The organism is Paludisphaera soli, assembly GCF_011064595.1.
Lineage (GTDB): Bacteria > Planctomycetota > Planctomycetia > Isosphaerales > Isosphaeraceae > Paludisphaera > Paludisphaera soli.
Genome location: NZ_JAALJI010000005.1, coordinates 88,101 through 108,116, shown reverse-complemented (window position 1 = coordinate 108,116; position 20,016 = coordinate 88,101). Strand labels below are relative to the sequence as shown.

16 protein-coding genes are annotated in these 20,016 nt (G+C 71.5%); 3 read left to right on the top strand and 13 right to left on the bottom strand.

Annotated features, from left to right (window positions below):
• Positions 1–42: 42 nt before the first annotated feature.
• Complete coding sequence (locus G6O68_RS08640) at positions 43–783, bottom strand: methyltransferase family protein (RefSeq protein ID WP_165246646.1); 741 nt, start codon at positions 781–783, stop codon at positions 43–45.
• A 147-nt stretch (positions 784–930) separates the two neighbouring features.
• Here G6O68_RS08640 and G6O68_RS08635 point away from each other — a divergent pair, with 147 nt between their 5' ends.
• Complete coding sequence (locus tag G6O68_RS08635) at positions 931–1,410, top strand: DUF1569 domain-containing protein (RefSeq protein WP_165246644.1); 480 nt, start codon at positions 931–933, stop codon at positions 1,408–1,410.
• 15 nt (positions 1,411–1,425) lie between these two features.
• Here the strand turns inward: G6O68_RS08635 and G6O68_RS08630 are convergent, their stop codons facing one another.
• From G6O68_RS08630 to G6O68_RS08615, 4 genes are all read right to left on the bottom strand, one after another.
• Positions 1,426–2,421 (bottom strand): N-acetylglucosamine kinase, encoded by a 996-nt coding sequence (locus tag G6O68_RS08630; RefSeq protein WP_165246642.1) that lies wholly within the window; start codon positions 2,419–2,421, stop codon positions 1,426–1,428.
• Positions 2,418–3,335, bottom strand: coding sequence for an N-acetylmuramic acid 6-phosphate etherase (murQ, locus tag G6O68_RS08625; protein WP_165246640.1), 918 nt, complete (start codon positions 3,333–3,335; stop codon positions 2,418–2,420). The genes G6O68_RS08630 and murQ overlap by 4 nt, the downstream gene beginning before the upstream one ends.
• Before the next feature lie 20 nt (positions 3,336–3,355).
• Positions 3,356–4,816: a sodium:solute symporter gene (locus G6O68_RS08620; protein WP_165246638.1), complete on the bottom strand. Its 1,461-nt coding sequence runs from the start codon at positions 4,814–4,816 to the stop codon at positions 3,356–3,358.
• 122 nt (positions 4,817–4,938) lie between these two features.
• The gene (locus G6O68_RS08615) at positions 4,939–5,253 is read right to left on the bottom strand and encodes a hypothetical protein (RefSeq protein WP_165246636.1); all 315 of its coding nucleotides are present in this window, start codon (positions 5,251–5,253) and stop codon (positions 4,939–4,941) included.
• A 230-nt stretch (positions 5,254–5,483) separates the two neighbouring features.
• Between G6O68_RS08615 and G6O68_RS08610 the strand changes: the two genes are divergently transcribed.
• Positions 5,484–8,165, top strand: coding sequence for a hypothetical protein (locus G6O68_RS08610; protein WP_165246634.1), 2,682 nt, complete (start codon positions 5,484–5,486; stop codon positions 8,163–8,165).
• Positions 8,166–8,217: 52 nt separating this feature from the next.
• Here the strand turns inward: G6O68_RS08610 and G6O68_RS08605 are convergent, their stop codons facing one another.
• The 4 genes from G6O68_RS08605 to G6O68_RS08590 form a co-directional block, all read right to left on the bottom strand.
• The gene (locus G6O68_RS08605; protein WP_165246632.1) at positions 8,218–9,039 is read right to left on the bottom strand and encodes an SAM-dependent methyltransferase; all 822 of its coding nucleotides are present in this window, start codon (positions 9,037–9,039) and stop codon (positions 8,218–8,220) included.
• Between the two features lie 214 nt (positions 9,040–9,253).
• Entirely contained in the window at positions 9,254–11,167 is a 1,914-nt protein-coding gene (locus G6O68_RS08600) for a hypothetical protein (RefSeq protein WP_165246630.1), read from the bottom strand.
• A 288-nt stretch (positions 11,168–11,455) separates the two neighbouring features.
• Positions 11,456–12,421, bottom strand: coding sequence for an ADP-ribosylglycohydrolase family protein (locus G6O68_RS08595; RefSeq protein ID WP_165246628.1), 966 nt, complete (start codon positions 12,419–12,421; stop codon positions 11,456–11,458).
• Positions 12,422–12,996: 575 nt separating this feature from the next.
• Positions 12,997–14,199, bottom strand: coding sequence for an anhydro-N-acetylmuramic acid kinase (locus G6O68_RS08590; RefSeq protein WP_165246626.1), 1,203 nt, complete (start codon positions 14,197–14,199; stop codon positions 12,997–12,999).
• A 173-nt stretch (positions 14,200–14,372) separates the two neighbouring features.
• Here G6O68_RS08590 and G6O68_RS08585 point away from each other — a divergent pair, with 173 nt between their 5' ends.
• On the top strand, positions 14,373–15,710 hold the full coding sequence (locus tag G6O68_RS08585) for a hypothetical protein (protein WP_165246624.1): 1,338 nt from the start codon (positions 14,373–14,375) through the stop codon (positions 15,708–15,710).
• A gap of 675 nt (positions 15,711–16,385) precedes the next feature.
• Here the strand turns inward: G6O68_RS08585 and G6O68_RS08580 are convergent.
• The 4 genes from G6O68_RS08580 to G6O68_RS08565 form a co-directional block, all read right to left on the bottom strand.
• Positions 16,386–16,922, bottom strand: a complete 537-nt coding sequence (locus tag G6O68_RS08580; protein WP_165246622.1) for a cupin domain-containing protein — start codon at positions 16,920–16,922, stop codon at positions 16,386–16,388.
• Positions 16,923–17,172: 250 nt separating this feature from the next.
• The gene (locus tag G6O68_RS08575) at positions 17,173–17,484 is read right to left on the bottom strand and encodes a hypothetical protein (protein WP_165246620.1); all 312 of its coding nucleotides are present in this window, start codon (positions 17,482–17,484) and stop codon (positions 17,173–17,175) included.
• 166 nt (positions 17,485–17,650) lie between these two features.
• Entirely contained in the window at positions 17,651–18,691 is a 1,041-nt protein-coding gene (locus G6O68_RS08570; protein ID WP_165246618.1) for an aldo/keto reductase, read from the bottom strand.
• A 272-nt stretch (positions 18,692–18,963) separates the two neighbouring features.
• Positions 18,964–19,836, bottom strand: coding sequence for a hypothetical protein (locus G6O68_RS08565; protein ID WP_165246616.1), 873 nt, complete (start codon positions 19,834–19,836; stop codon positions 18,964–18,966).
• Positions 19,837–20,016: the final 180 nt, after the last annotated feature.

Below are 20,016 nucleotides of genomic sequence, written 5' to 3'. Positions count from 1 at the left end.
GTCCCGGGCGGATTCTTGGGCCACGCCGGCCACCCCGGCATTTTACAAGACCGGCGGCAGCAGCCACCAGGTGCGGCGGCGGTACTCGGCCCAGCCGGGGTGTCGGGCCATCCGGGCCTCCTTGATCGTCATGTTGACGGCGAAGAGGCCGCCCCAGATGCCGGCCAGGACGACGAACGGCAGCCAGTGCCAGACCAGGAGCGCGAAGCTCCCGTAGATCATCATCTCCCCGAGGTAGTTGGGGTGGCGGATGTAACGGTACATGCCGTCGGTGATCAGGCCGGGCCGCAACCGGAGGGTGAAGTACTTCTGCGCGTCGGCCGCGATCATGACGGCCGAGCCGACCAGGCACAGGAGGATGCAGAGCGCGAACCAGGCGTGGTCGGGCAGCGGGTAGGTCGGCCGCGAGGTCCGCGAGATCAGGAGCCAGCCGAACGACCAGTACCAGGCCAGGACGCCGAGGAAGGCGTTGATCCCGCCGCCGACGGTGATCCATCGCCGCCAGGTCGGGTCGGGGAACGCCAGGTCCTTCATGAGCCAGATCAGGCCGTAGCCGCCGTGCAGCGCCAGGTAGATCCAGGCGGCGGCCTCGGAATTGCGGTACCAGTACATCAGGAAGCCGAGGAACGGCAGCGTGCCCCCCTTCTGGAAGTTGATCACCCAGGCGAACCGCCAGGGCCGGGGGCCGCCGCCGAAGTCGCACGAAAGGTAGTCCGTGACGCGGCGCAGGGTCGCGGCCCAGGCGGGGGCGGCGGTCGGGATCGGGTCGACGGGCGTCGTCATGGTCTGTCCCTTCGGGCTCCTCCGCCCTTCCCGGCGGCCTCGGAAATCCGGCGGCCGTCCGCCCGGAAATCGACGGTATCATAAACGGGCCGTCGCGCGTCCGAGTCGCCCCGACGGCCCCCGATTCGACCCCCGAGGAGCAACGCCGTGCCGACCGACCCGAAGCGCCGGAACCTGAAATTCGCGACCCTGGACGAGGCCGTCCGCGACGCCGAGACGCTGCACGAGCTCGGCTACCGCAAGGCCGGCGAGTGGGAGCTGTCGCAGGCCTGCGGCCACCTGGCCCAGTGGATCGACTTCCCGATGGACGGCTTCCCGTCGCCGCCGACCTTCCTGAAGCCCTTCCTCTTCGTGGCCCGCCACACCATCGGCCCGATCGCCGCGCGTCGGGTGCTGGCCAAGGGGGAGATGCCGGCCGGCGCCCCGACGATGAAGGAGACCGTCCCGCCCCCCGGCGGCGACGAGGCCCGGGCGATCGAGGCCCTGCGCCGGTCCGTCGAGCGATTTGAACAGTACGTCGGCCCGTTCCAGCCGTCGCACCTGTTCGGCCACCTCAACCGCGACGAGTGGATGAAGCTCCAGCTCATCCACTGCGCCCACCACCTGGGCTACCTCGTGCCCAACTGACGGGCGGCCCTCCGATCAGCCGACGGCCTCACCGGCGAAGGCGCGGCGGGCGAGGTTGAGGCCCCCTTGCGCGGGCTCGTGGACGCGGGTGGGGACGGGCTCATACCCTCGGGCGCGGAGGTCTTCCAGGAGGGCGTCCGCGAGCAAGGGGGCGGAGACCAGGAACCCGCCGGCCAGGCCGAGGGGGAGCGGGCCGCCGTGCCAGCCCAGGGCGCGGGCGGCGGCGGCGGCGGTCTCGCCCAGGTCGCGGGCGGCGGGGCGGACCAGCAGCTCGACGAGGGTCGGGTCGTGGGCGGCGGCCTCCATCACGGCCGGGGTCAGGCCGGCGATGCGGGTGCGGTCCATGCCGGGGGCGTAGACGGCCGAGACGATCTTGCCCGGCCCGTCGATCTTGAGCGCCTTGCAGAGCGCCTCGGTCAGGGCGTCGGAGCCGTCCCCGGCGGGGGGCGCGTCGCGGCCGTCGATGCGGCGGGCGACCAGGCGGAGGGCGGCGACGGCCAGGGCGTAGGCGCTCCCCTCGTCGCCGAAGACGGCGCCCCAGCCGCCGGCGCGGGCCTTCCGGCCGTCGGCGGCGCGGGCGACGGCGATCGAGCCGGTGCCGGCGATCAGGCCCACGCCCCAGCCCTCGGGCGTGCCGGCGGCGACGACGAGGTCGCCGTCGTTGACCAGCACCAGGCGGTCGGCCCAGTTGCCGGCCACCGACCACTCGCCCAGAAGCGCCTTGTCCTCGGGGCGGTCGAACCCGGCGACGCCCAGGCAGGCGACGGCCACGGCGCGGGGCCAGCGGCCGGCCTCGGCGAAGGCGCCGGCGATCGCCTCCTCCAGCGCCGTGCGAGCCGCGGCCGTGCCGACGGCCTTGGCGTTCGACGGCCCGGCCTCGCCCCGGCCGATCACCCGGCCGTCGGCCAGGCCCAGCAGGGCGACCGTCGAGGTCCCGCCGCCGTCGACGCCCAGGAACAGGGTCTCGGCGGATTCCGCGGGGTCCTGGGACTCGTCCTCGTTCGCGCTCATAGCCGGCTCGCCCCCGTCTTCGCCGCCACCGCCCGACGCACCTGGCCGCCGTTCGCCGCCAGCAGCGCGTCGGCCTCCTCGGGCCCGACCTCGGCGAGCTGGGCCACCAGGGCCGTCTTGAGCCGGCCCCCGCAGGCCGCCAGCAGCTCGACCGCGCGGTCGTCGTCCACCTCGGCCAGCTCGCGGAGCATCCGCCGGGCGCGGATCCGCAGCTTCTCGTTGACCGGCGTGAAGTCGATCATCCGGTTGCCCAGCGTCTTGCCGATCAGGATCATCGCGCCCGTCGTGATCATGTTCAGGACCATCTTCGTGGCCGTCCCGGACTTCAGCCGGGTGGAGCCCGAGATCACCTCGGGGCCGACCAGGAGGGCCACGTCCAGGTCGACCTCGTCGCCCAGCAGGCTCGGCCGGTTGCAGGCGATCCCGACCGTCGCCGCGCCGCGCTTCCGGGCCTCGCGGACGGCCCCCAGGACGTAGGGGGTCCGGCCCGACGAGGCGATGCCGACGACGATGTCGCGGTCGGTCACGCCCATGTCGGCGATCTCGGCCGCGCCGATCTCGGCGTGGTCCTCGGCCCCCTCGATCGATCGGGTGAGCGCCGCCTGGCCGCCGGCGATCAGGCCGACGACCATCTCGGGCGGGGTGCTGAAGGTCGGCGGGCATTCGGAGGCGTCGAGCACCCCCAGCCGCCCCGAGGTCCCCGCGCCGACGTAGATCAGCCGGCCGCCGCGGCGGAACCGCTCGGCGGTCCATTCGACCGCCTTGGCGACGTTCGCCGCCTCGGCCCGCACGGCCTCGACGACCTTCACGTCCTCGTCGTTCATGATCTCGACGATGCCCAGCGCCCCCGCGGCGTCGATGCCGGTGGTCAGCGGGTTGCGGGACTCGGTCAGCAGGTGATCTTCCAGCGCCATGGTCGGATTCAGCTCGTCGGTTAGATGAATTCGTCGGTCGGGACCGGCTTGACGGCCACGGGGAAGATCCGGCCGGCGGCCAGGCCGACGAGGAACGTCGTCGCCGAGCCAACCAGGGCGAACCAGGGCCAGGCCAGCGGCGTGCCGAACTTCGCGTAGGAGACCGCCGCCACGCCCGCGGCCATCCCCGTCAGCGCGGCCCCCTGGCCGACGTAGCGGGTCAGGTTCCCCAGCAGGAAGAGGCCCAGCAGGATGCCCGTCGTGAACCCGGCGATCGCCAGCGCGTTGCTCACCACGCTCGACTCCAGCCCCGTCGCCCACCAGGCCACCGACGCCTGCACCACGCCGAAGCCGATCGTCGCCAGCCGCGACAGCCGCATCAGCCGACGCTCGTTCTCGTCGCCCGAGATCGGCCGGTACAGGTCGTTGATCAGGGTCGACGCCGAGGCGTTCAACGACCCCGACAGCACCCCCATCGCCGACGCGAAGATCGCCGCCACGACCATCCCCTTGATGCCGATCGGCAGGTAATTCACGATGAACAGCGAGAACGCCTGGTCCGACTTCTCCAGCGGCGACGTCGGCGGGAACTGCCCGAAGAAGACGTACAGCGAGACGCCGATGAACAGGAAGAGCGCGAACTGCGCCAGCACCACGAACCCGCTGGCGATCAACGCCCCCGCCGCCTGCTTCTGCGAACGCGCCGCCAGGTAGCGCTGGACCATCATCTGGTCGGCCCCGTGGGTCGCCGTGTTCAGCACCATGCCGCCGAAGACGCCCGCCCAGAAGGTGTAGGGCTTGGTCCAGTCGAGCGAGAAGTCGAACGTCCGGAACTTGTCGCCGGCCTTCGCCGTGTCGATGAGCTGGTTCCAGCCGCCAGGGAGCTTGCCCACGAGGATGTAGAGGGCGATCAGGGCGCCGACGATGTAGACCGTGAACTGGAGCACGTCGGCCCAGATGACGGCCTTCACGCCGCCGAGGTAGGTGTAGACGATCGTGGCGGCCTCGACCGCGATGATGGCGTAGAGGATCGGCCAGCCGGTGACGAACGCCAGGACGGTGGCCGCTAGGAACAGCCGCAGGCCGTCGGCCAGGTTCCGCGTGACGAGGAACAGGATCGACGCCGTGCGCCGGGTCGTCTGGCCGAAGCGGTTGCCCAGCACCTGGTAGGCGGTCTCGATCTGCCCCTTGAAGTACGCCGGCAGGAGCATGGCCGAGACGATCATCCGGCCGACGATGTAGCCCATCGGCAGCTGGAGGAACTCGAAGTTCCCCTTGTACGCCTCGCCCGGCACGCTCAGGAACGTCACCGTGCTGGTCTCGGTGGCGACGATCGAGATCATCACCGCCCAGGCCGGCATGTTCCGCTCGCCCAGGAAGTACCCCTTGAGCCCCTGGTCCCCCTTGCCGCCGATCCACCCCCCGAGCGCCGTGCACCCGAGGATGTAGACCACGATAATCCCCACGTCGATCGGATGCATCGGCCCCACCAGATGTTGCTAGATCGAGTTGTCCACCAAGGCTTGCGACGCCTTGCGGCCGGGAGAGGGCTCGATCTTATCACAACCGCCGGGGCGGGTGCAGCCAACGTTCGGATCGACGATCAGGCCCCGCCCCCGCCTCCCGGGTCGCCCGTCAGGAAGGGTGCGGACCTCTTGAGGGGCCCTCGCTCCCGGTCCTGTCCGGCCCGTTGCGACGCCAGGTCCGGCTGCAGGCCGCGGGTGACCAGGCACAGGACCGCCAGGACCAGGGCGAACACGACGGCCTGCCAGGCGATCGAGGCGAGCCTCGGCCCGTACCCGACCCCCGGCGGCTTGCGGTCCACCTGTGAGCCGACCAGGACCGCATAGACCGCCAGGGCCGAGAGCGCCCGCCGGCCGATCTCACTCCAGGGATTCGAGGCGTCGGGCGGCTTCATGGCGCGGGGCCTCCTCGCTTCGCCCGGGCTTCTCGGCGGCCGATCCGACGGGCGTCCTCGCACGCCCGCATCTCCCGATCTTACGCCCGGCCCCAGCCCCCGGGGCAACCTCCAAAGCCCGATTCTTGGAAATCGCTTGCGGGTCATCGGGAACGTATCCGAAGATTCTCACGTCTATCCTGAGAATGGGGAGCCGCGCACCCTTCGGACGACCGCGCCGGGAGTGGCCCTTGCCGATGCGTGAATACCTCGCCGCGTTTGCGATGTTCCTGGCCGCCTCCGCCGCCGAGGCCGTCCCGCCGCTCCAGGAGGCCGCGGCGAAGCCGGAACTCAGGCCCCTCACGGTGGCCGTGGTCGACGGCGCGACCGGGGCGCCCGTGACGGAATTCACCTACCGGGCCCGCTTCCAGGTGCCGGGCCGCCAGCGCCGGGCGGACGACGGGGACCTGCCGAAGGCCGAGGCTTGGACGCCCGTCGCGTCGCCCGCCGGGACGTTCGAGATCCCGGCCCCGCCCGCGTGCTGGCTGGACCTCCAGGTGAAGGCCCCCGACTACTATGAGGACCGATCGCAGCCCGACGAGTTCCTGGTGCGGTCGGACGACCCCCGCCGCGTCGTGGTCCGGATGCTCCGCGGCGTGACCATCCGGGGGACCGTCCGCGACTCGCGCACGCTGCGGCCGATCGCCGGGGCGAAGGTCACGCCGAGGTTCTCCGGCCCGATGATCTACGGCTTCGACGACGAGGATAAGGCGGTGGTGACCGGCGACGACGGCCGCTACGAGGTTCGCGGGGCCGATTCCGAGTGGGGCGTCCACGCGGAGCATCCCGACTACGAGGACGACCCGGCGTTCGCCGACGGGCCGAAGGGCGACCCGAACCGCGACTTCTTCATGAAGCGTCTCGCGACGGTCGCGATCGCGGTCGTCGACACGGACGGCCGGCCCCTGGCCGGGGCGGCGGTCCACGACATCTGGAAGGAAGGCCCCGTCGCGGGCGAGGACGGCAGGCTCGTCGTCAAGGTCCGCGACGCGCTCTCCGGACTGACGATCCGCATGGACGGGTTCATCGAGGCGAAGTTGGAGGCCGAGGAGGCGCAGCGGCGGATGGACAGGCCCGAAGCGCTTGTCGTGGTGATGGAGCCGACGATCAAGCTGACGGGCCGGGTCGTCGGCCCCGACGGGCGGGCCGTCGAGGCGTTCCGGGCGGCCGCCGGGCCGGGCCCGCTCCCCGGGGAATTCGACTGCGAGCCCCTCGACGTGCGGGACCGCGAGGGCCGCTTCACGCTGGGCCTCCCGGCGGAGGGGCCGGCCTGGGTGGGCGTCGTCGCCGAGGGCTTCGCGGCGTGGGAGGGCCTGGTGGACGTGAGACGCGGCGGCGGGCCGCTGGAGGTCCGGCTGTCGGCGGGGGCGACTGTGACGGCCCGCGTCGAGGGGCCCGAGGCCCGTCGGAACCGCACCGAGGCGACGCTCGTACCCCGTCGGGAGAGGTCGCAGGTCGAGAGATACCCATCCGAAGCGCTCGCTGCGTCGTTCGCCTCCCGCAAGGCGGTCCCCGACGCCGAGGGGGGGCTGCGGTTCGAGCACGTCCGCCCGGACCGCTACCGGCTGGTCCTGGCGAGGCGGGGCGCCCCCGAGACGGCCCTGACGCTCGACGTGCCGGCCGACGGCCTCGACGTGGGGGCCGTGCCCCTCGCGACCCCCGCGGCGACCGGCCGCATCGAGGGCCGGGTCTGGCGTCCTCAGGATGAAGGCGGCGGCCCCTGGGCCTTCGCCCGGGGGTACGTCGGGCGCGGCCGGCTCGCGGGCCTGGGCGAGGCGGAGGACGAGATCTCGTTCCTGGCCGACGAGGAGGGCCGCTTCCAGCTCGACGGCGTACCCACGGGCCTCGTCGAGGTCGGGTTCCCTTTCCAGTTCTTCGACGTCATCGACGCCCACGTCTGGACGGCTCAGGTCGCCGCGGAGAGGACGACGACGATCGGCGCCTTCGAACCCGAAGGGGGTCGGAAGTTCACGCTGGCCTTCGCGATCGGCGACGGGTCGGACGCGCAGCACCAGTCGGGCACGGGGCTGGGGGCGGCGCGGAAGGTCGACAACGTCACGGAAATGGCGAAATCGATCCTGGAGGCAGGGGCGGGCCGGGAGCCGCGCGAGCCGATGTTCCGGGTCGAGCTGACGCCGCTCGCGGACGCCCCGCTCGCGTTCGCTCGGCCCGACTGGGAGGGGTTGGACGACGCGCGGAAGATCGTGCTGCCCGACGTCGGCCCCGGCGTGTACCGGCTCCGCGTCTTCGACTGGCTGGGCTCGACCGACCTGGACGGCGGCCCGATGTTCGACGCCGAGGTGGCCGTCCCGGAAGGCGGTCGCGGCGAGGTCCGGATCCCGCTGGGCGCCGGCTGCATCACGGGGAAGGTCCACGCCTCGGAGGAGGGCTTCCGGCGTCCCGTCGAGGTCACCGCCCTGGCGAAGGGGGCGGGCGCCCCGTCGAGGCGGTCGCGCTGCGACGGCGACGGCAACTTCTGCGTCCGCTACCTGACGCCCGGGACGTACTCGCTGTTCATCCACGACCCGGACGCGGGCTATCGCCGGGTGGACGACGTGGAGGTGCCGGCCGGCGTGGTCGACCTGGGCGAGCTGACGCTCTCCCCCGGCGCGACGGCCGAGGTCGCGATCGCCTTCGCCCGGCCCACGCGCGTCCCCGACGAGGTGGTGGCGGTCGATCCTTCGGGCGTCTCGGTGCGTCGGAAGTTTGAGTCCGATTCGAGCTTCGACCGGATCGCGATCCCCTCCCTCTGGCCTGGCCGTTGGACCGTCTCGGCCCGCGCCGAGGGGGAGGTCGTCGCGACGGGCGAGGTGGAGGTCGCGGGCGAGGGCGCCTTCCCGGTCGCCCTGACGACGGGCCGCCCGACGCCGTGACGCGTCGGGCGCAACCGCGGCGGACGCCGCAGCCTCCGACCCGCCGGCGGGATCACGCCTCCGCGCCACGCAGCAGGGGCTTGCTCTCGTACCCCTGCGGGGGCAGGGAGACGATATGATCGGCCAGCGTCGCGTCGCCGCGGCGTCGGGCCACGAGGCGGACGTAGCCCAGGTAGTCGCCGCGGTCCGCCTCGATCGCCCTGATCTCCACCTCGTTGTCGGGGGCGATCGACCGGTGCCATTCCAGCCACGATCGCCAGCCGTCCGGCATGGAGTCGGCCGTCTCGATGTCCACGACGCCCGTCCGCTCCCAGTGCCGACGCCACCAGGCCGCCGAATGCAACATCCAGCAATCCTGGGTCCACCACTCGCGAAGGTGCTCGGGGACGGGCCCCTCGATCTCCCGCATCAGCCCGGCGGCCGCGATCCCCACCGGGCCCCCCGGCTTCACGAACCGGGCGAGGTAGTTCAGGTACAGGTCGTCCGTCCCGTAGTAGAAGAAGGAATCGATGCTCACCACGGCGTCGAAGAACTCCGCGCCGAACGGCAGCGAACGGGCGTCGGCGTGGATCGGGAAGACGCCGTCCTCGACGCCCGCGTCTCGGATCCGCCGGAGGTTCTCCGAGACGTCGAACCAGAGGTCGGCCGCCCAGACCTGCACTCCGAACTCCCGATGGAGGAAGACCGACGACGAGGCCCGCCCGCAGCCCAGGTCGAGCACCCGCATGCCGGGCCGCAACTCCATCGCCCCGGCCAGCCATTCGGTCAGCCGGAGCGCGTTCGCCCCCCCGCTGACGCCGGCGACGACCCACTCGGGGTTGTATCGCGAGGAGCGGGGGAACCGCTCGCAGTCGAACCGATCGTCGGAAGGCATGCCGATCTCCCTGGCCTGTCGAAGGGGGGGATGCGGGTCGGTTCGGGCGAGTGCCGGCCCCGGCGACATCCTCGCATCGGAGGCGCATGACCCGCCGGTGGTTCGCGCCCGGGCCGGCCCCGATCCGACGTCTCGGGGCGCCACGACCCGCGTGCCGCGGCCCCCTCGCCGAACTCCCTGGGAGAACGGCGCGAGGCCCGGAGCCCGACCCCGATCACACCCGCCGGGTGCGGAGGAACACGGCTCGTTCGGTGGCGAGGCCGAGGGCGTTGGTGATCCGCAGGGTCGCGACGCGGCCGGGCTTGCCGTCGGGGTCGGCGCCGGTGATGGCGACGCGCTGGCCGGCGGCGTCGGCGCGGAAGCGGCCCTGGCCGGGGAGGCGGTCGAAGTCCCACTCATAAGTCAGGCCGGCGTTGCGGGGGTGCCGCGCCATGCGGCCCCGGGTCATGGCGACGGCCGTGGCGCCTCGCACGACAGAGACGCCCACCTGCGCCGAGGGGGCCAGGTCGTTCCAGATCGCCGCCTGGATCGTCTGGTGGCCCAGCGCGTTGGGGTGGAGCGTCCCCTTGGTGTCCAGCGGGCCGGTCAGCCCCACCGGGCCCTGGAACAGGCTCGATTCCCTCGCGGTCCGCAAGAATCGGACGTTCCCCAGGCCGTCCTGGACCTTCGGCGCGTCGTAGCCGTGGCCCATGAAGGCGGACGAGATGTTCGTCAGGAAGGTCCAGCCGTTGGCCGCCGCCCCGGCCTGCAGGGCCTGGTTCAAGGGGGCCAGGATCGACCCCGAGACGAAGTACGACTCCGTGGCCGAGATCCCGGCCGGGGGAGCCACGTCGAAGACCGCCGGGCCCCACCAGGGGAGCGTGAACGGCCGGCCGGTGTTCGGGTTGACGAACGACCGATAGATCCGCGTCGGGTCCGGGTACTCGGTGAGGAACGTCGCCGTGGGGGTGACGCCGATCTCCGCCAGCTTCGCCTGGACGCTCGCGTAGCCCGACGGCAGGGACGCCTTGTTGAAATCGAAGTAGTCGAGCACCAGCGCGAGGGCGTCGGAGTTGGCGATGACCTGGTTCGCCTGGCGGTAGATCCGGTTCACCTGGTTGGGGGCGAACGACGAGGCGTCGCCGATGACGTCGGTCAGGTCGATGTCGCTGGCCACGAGCCCTTCGGTCAGCCTGGCGAAGCCGACGTCGTTGGCGCCCAGCGAGATGAAGAGCTGGTCGACCGGCCGGCTCCCCACGATCGCCTGGATCAGCCTCGTCTGCGCGGTGAGGACGTAGTTCGGATCCTCCAGCCCGTAGGCGGTCACGGCGCCGATGGCCGTCTGGGTCGTCGCGCCGCTCTGGGCGACGTGCACGAACGTGACCGAGCTGTGCGGGTCGGACCGCTCCAGTTGCAGGGCGTACTGGGCGGTCGCGGCGACGGTCGAGCGGTGCGACTGGCGGTTGTCGTTCTCCATGTTCAGGCCGAACGGGGTCGGCCCGTAGTAGCCGTCGGCGCCGTCGGCCCAGAGGGCGATGCCGGTCTGGGTGAAGAACGGCGAGGCCAGGACGAAAGCCGCCCCCGGGGCGTCCTGGTTCAGGTCGCTCGTCTGGAGGTAGGGGATGGTGCCCGAGGGGAAGTAGTCCGGCAGCGAGAGGCCCTGGATCCGCTCCGGGTTGGCCTCGCCGGAGCTGTAGCTGTCCCCCATGCTGACGATGAGGATGTCGCGCACGCTCACCGGCTGCTGGACCGTGGCCTGGACCACGCCGCCGACGATCTTCTGGAAGGTCGTGGCGTAGGTCCCGGCGGCGACGGTCGCCGTCGGCAGGTCGCCCGAGGCGATCTGCGCGGCGGTCTTCTGCACGACGGTCGGCGAGCCGACGGCCGGCTGCATGGTCCAGGAGTAGAGCGTCGACGGGTCCGGGTTCGGGTCGTCGAGCACCGTGAAGGTCAGCGAGAGCGCCGTCGGCTGGGCGTAGGTCGCGGTGTTGGGCAGGTCGATGCGGCCGTCCTGGTTCAGGTCGCGGCCGAACCGCTCGGCCATCGCGTAGTCGAAGCCCACCGCCATCAGCTCGCGGGGCTCCAGGGCCTCGATCGCGAACCGCCTGGCCTTCTTCGCCCGCAACTTCTCCGGACCCGACGTGCGCATCGATGCGGCCTCCCGGTGTGCATGGTGTCATTCGCCCGACCAGTTTGGCCAGGGCGCCCAGCTTCACGCAAGGCTCGGCAGGAAAAACGGATCCTGCGTTGAGCGGAGCCGCGCCGGATTCGGGCGAGGTTCGATCGGGAGGGTGGTCCGGGCGGCCCGCCCGGACGTGGCGGGCCTCCTGAGCCGTTCGACGTCCGGGCGGGCCGCCCGGACCACGAGAGGCGCGCCGATTTTCTCTCTCCGAGGCAGGGCGGCCGGGCCGGCCGCCCCACGGGGAGAGGCCTCGCGTCAGTCGTCCGGCGAGTCGCCGAGGAGGCCGTCGAGGGCCTCTTCCAGCATCTCGACGCGGGCGAGCCCGAGCCGCAGGGCGGCGGGGATCCCGGATTCGCCCCAGAAGGCCCCGGCGAGCTGCCCGCAGACGGCCCCGGTGGTGTCGGCGTCGTCGCCGAGGTTCACGGCGCGGAGGACGGCGGTCTCGAAGTCGGGGGCGTCGTGGAACGCCCAGAGGGCCGCCTCCAGGCTCTCGACCACCCAGCCCGAGCCCCGGATCGCCGGCGGCCGCTTGCGGCGGAAGCTCCCCCGGGCGACGTCGCGGATCAGGGGGTGGAGCGGCTCGGCCGCGTCGATCCGCCGCAGCGGGGCCCAGTCGGGATCGAACGCCCGCTCGCGCGACTCGCCGCGGATCAGGGCCGCGAGGACGACCGTCAGGTAGCGACAGGCCGAGACGCAGGGCCCGCAGGCATGGGTCGGCAGGCTCGACTCGGCCCCCAGCCGCGCCAGCTCCTCCACGCGGTCGGGGTAGAAGTCGGCGTAGTGGATCGGGACCGGCGCGAGCCGCATGATCGAGCCGTTGCCGGCGGCCGACTCCGACGGGTCGCCCGAGGTCCGCGCGTGGCCGCGAGCCGCGTAGCGGCCCAGTGAGCCGCTGGTCGTGAAGCCGATGTCGAAGCAGCGGCCGTTGACCGAGTAGGCCCCCGTCCGCCACCATTTGAGATAGCGGTCCGCCTGATCGCCCAGGTCCCAGCCGGCCGTCCCCAGGCTGTCGGCCAGAGCCAGCGCCATGCTCGTGTCGTCGGTCCACTCGCCCGGGCCCAGGCCGTGGGGGCCGCCGTCGCGGTAGCCGTGCACCGGGGCGAACGACCCGGGCGGGCTGAACTCCACCGCCGCCCCCAGCGCGTCTCCCACCGCCAGGCCCACCAGGGCCCCGCGTCGACGGTCCTTCGCGGCGTCGTTCCGCCTCCTCGCCTGCTCCATCGCGCGACTCTCCCGAGAGTCGACGAGTCCCCCGCTGCGGCCATCGCGTCGTCGCGTCGCGTCCCTCATCCCGACTCTCCATCGAGTCTAGCTCACATCCGGCCCGCCCCTTCACACCACAGCCCGCTCGTCGCCCCGGACGGTCGATACGACGGGCCGAGAGCCGGCCCGCTGGGGAAGACGAGGGGCCGGAACGGGGCCCCCTGGTGGATGCTTTCGGAATGCAAAATCGTCGTCGAGAGCGCCAAACTTGACTTGCTTCCGAACCCTCTTGCGATCCAGACGACGCGATCCGATCGGCCCATCGTCCGGGCCGTTCGATCGCCGCCGGGGAGCGCGAAACTCCCGGCGGCGCGAGGGTGGGAAAGCCCCCCGGCCGCCGCCGCGACGCCACGCGGGACGTCGACGTCGACGGCCGGGGTCGTTCCCTCGGGAAGGCCGTCCGACTCAGCATCGAGTCGGGTGGGTCGTCCCGAGGACGCCATAATAGTACTCCATCCACGCCCTGGGGCAAGCACCCTCTGAATTTTTTCCAGTGACCCCTTAATCCCTTCATTTATCCCATTTTCCGGCGGTCACGCTCTAGGCAGGCAGACCTTCCCGAGCACCGCCGGTCGTCGCGCGCCGGTGACGGAGGGGAGCGAGGTCGGCAGGCCGTGGAGCGCCTCATGGGCCAGGACGGCGAAGGCCATCGCCTCGCGGGCGTCGCCGGGGACGCCGCGGTCGTCCCCCAGGAGGAGCCGGGCGGGGGCGAGCAGCTCGGCGAGGCGGCCGAACAGGGCGGGGTTCCGCACGCCGCCGCCGGCCCCGATCACCTCGACCACCGGCGGCACGAACCGGGCGAAGGCGTCGGCCACGGTCCTCGCGGTGTACTCGGTCAGGGTCGCCATCAGGTCGGCGTCGAACCGGCCCAGGAGCGTCCCCGCACGCTCGACGAAGGCGTCGCCGTACATCTCGAAGCCGGTCGACTTGGGGGGCTTTCGGCCCAGATAAGCGTCATCCGCCAGGAGTCGCTCGACCAGCGCCGGGTCGACCCTCCCCGCGCGGGCGAGCGCGCCGTCGCGGTCGCAGGACTCGGCCCCGCCGGAGATCCGCCGGGCCAGGCGGTCCAGCAGGGTGTTGGCCGGGCCGGTGTCGAAGCCGAAGACCTTGTTCGGGTCGGGGTCGAGCACGGTGACGTTGGCGATGCCCCCCAGGTTGAGCACGGCCCGCCGCTCGGGGGTCGAGGACGGGTCGCGGGGGGCGTAGAGGATGATGTCGGCGAAGGGCGAGATCGGCGCCCCCTCGCCGCCGGCGGCGACGTCGCGGGCGCGGAAGTCGGCGAACACCAGGGCCCCGGTGCGCTCGGCGAGCACGTCGCCGTCCCCCACCTGGAGCGTCGCGCCGAGCGCGCCGGGGACCGAGCTGTGGTGGTACACGGTCTGCCCGTGCGAGCCGATCAGGTCCACGTCCTCGGGCCTCAGGCCGGCCTCGGCGAGGGTCTTCAGGCAGGCGTCGGCGAAGGCCTCGGCGACCCGCACGTTCATCTCGGCCACGTCGCGGACGCCCCAGTTCTTCAGGTCGAGGATGCGGGCGCGGGTCGCCTCCGGATAGGGCGTCTCCGCGTAGTGGATCAGCTCCACCCGCGCGCCGGGGCCGTCGGCGGAGGGGAGGCCGAAGCCTTCGATCCGGCAGACGGCCGCGTCGATCGAGTCGGCGCTGGTGCCGGAGATCATCCCCACCACGATCCGCGACGGCTTGCCCGTCCGGGCGGTCAGCATCTCGGCCGTCGCGTTCATCGTCGGGGCTCCTCGGCGGGGGTCGTGCGGGCTCGAATCCGGGACATCGTAGCAGGCGGGGGAGCCTCGCCGCAGCGCCGGGGCCGGTTGCGGATCGGGGCGGATCGGGTTAGGATCCGTTCCGCCTGCGAAGGGAAGACGACCTGGACGGACACCGCGGAAGGAGCCCCGGAATGCGCCCGAACACCCCGGCCGACCTCGACGGCCCCCTGGCCGACGCGACGGCCCCGGCCCCGGCGCGATCCGGGCTGGGCGTCCGGGACGTGGGCTGCATCCTCGGCCTGGCCTGGTGGGTCGTCGCCAGCCGGTTCCCGTACCTCGACACGTTCGACTTCATGGGCAAGGACGGCCCGCTCTACGTCAACGCCCTGAAGCTCGACGCGACGTTCGACGTCCCCATGCCGGGGAACATCGGCTACGTCCTGCTGGGGAAGCTGGCGAACCTGGCCTGGGCGAACCCGGTGACGGCGTACCTGGCGGTGAACGTGATCCTGACGATCGTCGGGGCGGCGTTCGCTTATCTGTACGCGACCCTGTTCGTCCCCCGCCCGCTGGCGGCGGCGACGGCCTGGGCGATGACCTGCAACCCGATCGTCTGGTGGCACGGCGGGGCCATCGCCAGCTACCCCGTCTGGCTGGCCGTCCTGCCGGCCGTGGGCTGGTTCGGCACCCGCTACATGAGGGACGGCCGGCGGCTCGGCGACCTGCTCGGCGCGAGCGTGTCGCTGGGGCTGGGGATGATCCTCCGGCCCGACATGCTGGCCTTCGGCACGCCGCTCTGGGCCGGGGCGCTGCTGCTGGGCCGGGCGCCGATCCGGCACTGGCTGATCGGCGGCGCGATCCTGGCGGCGGCCTGCTGCGCCTGGTTCTTCGGCACGGCCTGGGTGCTCGGCGGCGTGGACGTCTACCTGCACCGGGTCGAGGCCAAGCACGAGGGGGACAAGGCCGGTTTCTCGCCGTTCGTCCGGGGCCTGTTCGAGGGCCTCCTCCGCAACGTGGTGAAGTACAAGCTGTTCCTGGCCTGGGGCTCGCTGCTGATCCTCCCGCCGTTCCTGGTCGGGCTGGCGACCTCGCTGCGCCGTCGACACTGGCGGGACCTGGCCCTGGCGGCGCTCTGGGTCGGGCCGTCGTGGGCCTTCTCGTTCCTGGTCTTCGCCGGCAACGCGGGGCTGATCTTCCCCTTCCTGCCGCTGTTGTACCTGGGCGCGGCGATCGGCCTGCGGGCGATGTCGGGCTACCGCCGGGCGACCCTGGCGATGGGGGGCCTGGCGATCCTGAGCGCCCTGCAGTTCACCCAGACGAGGCTCCGGCCCCAGCACAACCAGCGCGACGTGATCCTGAACGTCACCTTCCTGCGCTACAGCGGGGCCGGCCTGACCCAGCGGTACAACTTCAACCTGGACGACTTCGGCGTCTCCCCCGCCCTGGCCGACGTCCGCCGCCAGATGACCAACCCCGAACCCGTCCCCGCCCTGCCCGACCTCCTCCCCGGCCAGATCCTCCCCCACTGACCGCGCCCGGATTGGCTTCGTTCGCGCCGGGCTGGAAACGAAGCCGTCGGACGCATTTTCCATGAGTGTAGGATTTTGCGTCGAGAGAACGTTCCGAGAAATTGGGTTCGTTCGGCGCGCTTTCGAGGTCGTCGTCGCCCGCGTCGACATCGGCTCGTCCCCCCTTCCCCCTCGGTGGGGGAAGGTGGCCGGAGGCCGGATGAGGGGGACCATCAAGGCGGACTTCACGAGGACGCGACGGGACCCGAGCCCGGCTGTTCCTCCGTCGAGGCTCGTGCTGGTCGTGCTCCCCTTTCCGTCCCGCGGGTCTGCACAGCGGGAAGGCTGTTCCTGGCCGGCCTTCCGTGCGTTACCGAGCGGCGTGCGCCGGGGGCAAGGCGGCCGGCGAGTCCCTGACAGGGCCTCGACCGCTTGATGTTCGCGCGCCGAGGTCGACACCGCAATTGGCTTCGTTCGCACCGCCTCGAAATCGAACCCAATTGACGCAAGGCTCATCACGGATGCACCTTAAGTCCTGATTTGCGATCCCGGGATTGGGTTCGTTCGGCGCGCATCGACTCATCGACCCGATCCCCGGCGACCGCCCCACGTCGGCCTTCGGCCGGATCCGGGCGCGGCATCGCTTACCGAGAGGATGCGCCCGGATCGGCGATTGCGGACGAGACGGGCGGCTTTTCAGTCGGGCAGCTTGAAGCGCAAGAGCCGGCCGACGGCGGCAAGCACCTGGAGCACCCGGCGCGGGGGGGCGACGGAGACGATCTCGCGGGGGTGGTCCGTGAACAGCATGGCGACGAGGACGGCCGACCGCAGATCCCTGGGCGGGAGCTTCATCCCGCCGTGGCAGACCAGGGTTTGAAGCCGCCGGAAGAACCGCTCGAAGTCCATCGCCGGGCTGTGGACGTTGCGCAGGCGGACCTCCGCCCCGCTCGTGTTGCGCAGGGTGTGGGGCGTCCCCGCCGGGACCGTCACCGACTCGCCCGGGCCCAACCGCCGCCACTCGCGGCCGACGCGGACGTCGAGCGTCCCGGAGAGCACCTCGTAGCTCTCCTCCGCCTCGGGGTGGACGTGCAACGGCGGCCCGCCGAAGCCCGGGGTGAGCACGTTGACCGCCTCGAACGACGCGCCCCCCGATTCGGCCGTGGTCCTCGTCACCTCCCAGCACATGCCGATCGGGGCGAAATCCAGGATCCGTTCCGCGGCGGTCGATTCCATGGCGATTCCTTCAACAAGTCCGACGTGTCCTAGTCGACGGGCCGCAAGCTACCCGTTTCGCGGGCCCGCGTCTCGGCAGATCGTCGTCGAAGGTCGGCGAGCGGACTCGCTTCGAGCCGGGGAGCCGCTCACGCCGGACGACGCCGCGGAATCCCGTCCGACTTCGGAAGGGGGGCGGAGCCCGGGAGGACGAAACGGCAAGCCGAGGGCGCGGCCGAGGGGCCTGCCGTCGGCCTTCGCCCCGCGCCGCTCATCGATACAGCTTGTAGAACCGGAACGCCTTGGGCCATTCCTCGCGAGGCTTGCAGGCGATGGCGACCTCCTGGCCGCCGAGGGCCGACTCCGTGAGGACGACCGAATCCTCGAAGGACTTCGCGCGCTCGAATTCCGCGTCGTCGACCTTGCAGACCACCTTGAAGAACGGGCCGGCGAGCCACGAGGCGACCTCGGGCGTGTCGCGGAACCGGAGGTAGGCCGCGAGCGAGGCGTGGGCCGCCGCCAGGACGGCGAAGCCCAGGGGCACGGATTCGCGCACGAGTATGTACATTTTCACGGGCGACATCCCTTTGTCCGTCGATCGGCCGCCCGCGCGGCCGCCGGGACGGGTCGACCGCCGCCCCCGCCGGCCGGGCGCCGGTCGGGATCCCATCGTCGCAGCCGCGGCCTCTCGGTTCCAGGGGCGTAGGCGGGAGGGGCCGGGCGGGCGACGATCGAGCCGGGTCGGGCGATCAGACCGAGACCGGGAACGGGTTGCGCTCGGCGAAGGCGGCCTTCTGGTGCCAGTACGGGTAGGCGAGCGGGCGGGCGCTGGCGGCGTCGAGCCTGGCGACCTGGTCGGGGGTGAGGTTCCAGCCGACGGCGCCGAGGTTCTGGCGGAGCTGCTCCTCGTTGCGGGCGCCGATGACCACGGTGGCGACCGTCGGGCGCTGGAGGAGCCAGTTGAGGGCGACCTGCGGGACCGTCTTGCCGACCTCGGCCGCGACCTCGTCGATCGCGTCGACGACCCGGTACAGGTACTCCTCGTCGACCTGCGGGCCGGCGTCGACGGAGACCTTGGTGTTGAGCCGGCTGACCTCCGGCTTCGGCTGGCCGCGGCGGAGCTTGCCCGTGAGCCGGCCCCAGCCCAGCGGGCTCCAGACCACAGCGCCGACCCCCTGGTCCAGCCCCAGGGGCATCAGCTCCCACTCGTAATCGCGGCCGACGAGCGAGTAGTACGCCTGGTGGGCGACGTAGCGCGGCCAGCCGTGGCGGTCGGCGACGGAAAGGGCCTTCATCAGGTGCCAGCCCGAGAAGTTGGAGCAACCAACGTAGCGGATCTTCCCGTCGCGGACGAGCTGGTCGAGCGTGCTCAACACCTCCTCGTGCGGGGTCTCGGCGTCGTAGCCGTGGAGCTGGAACAGGTCGATGTAATCGGTGTTCAGCCGCTTGAGGGCCTTGTGCACGGCCTCGATCAGGTGGAACCGCGACGAGCCGACGTCGTTGGGCCCGGTCCCCCGGCGGAACGTGGCCTTGGTCGAGATCAGGACCTGGTCGCGACGCCCCTCGATCGCCTTGCCCAGGATCTCCTCGGCCGCCCCCTTGGAGTAGACGTCGGCCGAGTCGAACATGGTGACGCCGGCCTCCAGGCAGACGTCGACGAGCCGGGTGGCCTCGGCCACGTCGGTCTCGCCCCAGGCCTTGAACAGCTCCGTGCCGCCGCCGAACGTCCCCGTGCCGAAGGTCAGCGCGGGGACCTTGAAGCCCGATCCGCCGAGTCGTCGATATTCCATCGCGTGTGCATCTCCTGTCATGAAGCCATGAACGACCTCCGCGGCCGGGTCAGCCCCTCCGGGGGATCACGCGGGCCTCGCGGAGCCGGTCGAAGAACTCCGCGAACATGTCCTCGGTGTCGATGCGGTAGGGGAAGCCGTGGCGACGCCCCTGGACGGTTCTGCCGACGTCGTCGAACTGGGAGCGGAGGATGAAGTCGCCGATCGCCCAGGACCGGCGTCGTACAAATCCGCCTGGCCGCGATCCGCGGCGCGGTCCGTCGAGACGTGCATCAGGCCTGGCTGCGGCGGTCGACCCTAACGGGAGTCCAGTACAATTTGTGCTCCAGTGAGTTATCGATGCAGAACCGTCGAAATCGTTGCGAACATATGGGGAGGCCACCCAGGTAGCCTCCGGCGATCTTCTCGAAAGTCAGGGCCAGATCGAAAGGACCCGCCGACCTCAGGGCGTCCTCGTCATAGTGCGGCTCGGTGGGCAGGAAATAATACCCGGGGATGTCGACGCCCTCTCGAAAGATGAAGGGCTCGTCGGAGTCGCCGGGGACCTCGGCCCCCGTGCGACCGTGTATGAACCTGGCCGGCGGGCCCATCGGCGGCAGGATGAGATCGCTCGTGAGTTCCCAAAACGCCCCCTCGCTCCGCCTCGTCGCTCCGCCCGCGGGACCGTCGATGCGCGTCTGGCGGAACACGGCATGAACCAGGCCCTGATGCTCCATAAGACCCTTGACCCGGTCGGAGACGACGAGCCAGGTCGTCTTCGCGGATCCTAGATCCAGGCCGGATTTCAACCTGTCCGATCGCAGCCTTATCGTCCCGTCCTCGTCCCGTCTGACGTCATATAAGAGCGTCTTCGATTGGAACGTAAGGTAGGCCGCCTCATGGAGGTCCGCACGGCTGTAGGTGCGATTGATCGCGAGATGGTAGTCGCTCGGCGACGCCGGGCCGGGGCCGGAGGGCTTGAGGCCGTGGGCAGCGAGAACTCCGAGCAGCCGCATCAGCCTCGCGTCGCCCCAGGGGAGGAGGCACTCGAACCGATCGCCGTCCTGGCCTTTGGGGTAGACGTCGCTCAGCGCTTGGATGACGTCTTCGCCCGAGAATTTTGCATGAACGATCAAGCTCGCTTTGGTTTTCATGGCTGCTTTCAAGGTCGAACACCCGGCCGGCCCCACGGACCGGATGCCGTCGCCGGCGATGTCCTCCAGCCTCGCGAAATCCGCGTCGGCCGTCTGCTGATTCGTCAGGACGGCCGACTCGGCGTAGGTCTTTCCCGACCTCATCGACCTATCGACTCAGCGATGCCAGCCGAGGATCGACCGCCCCGCCCT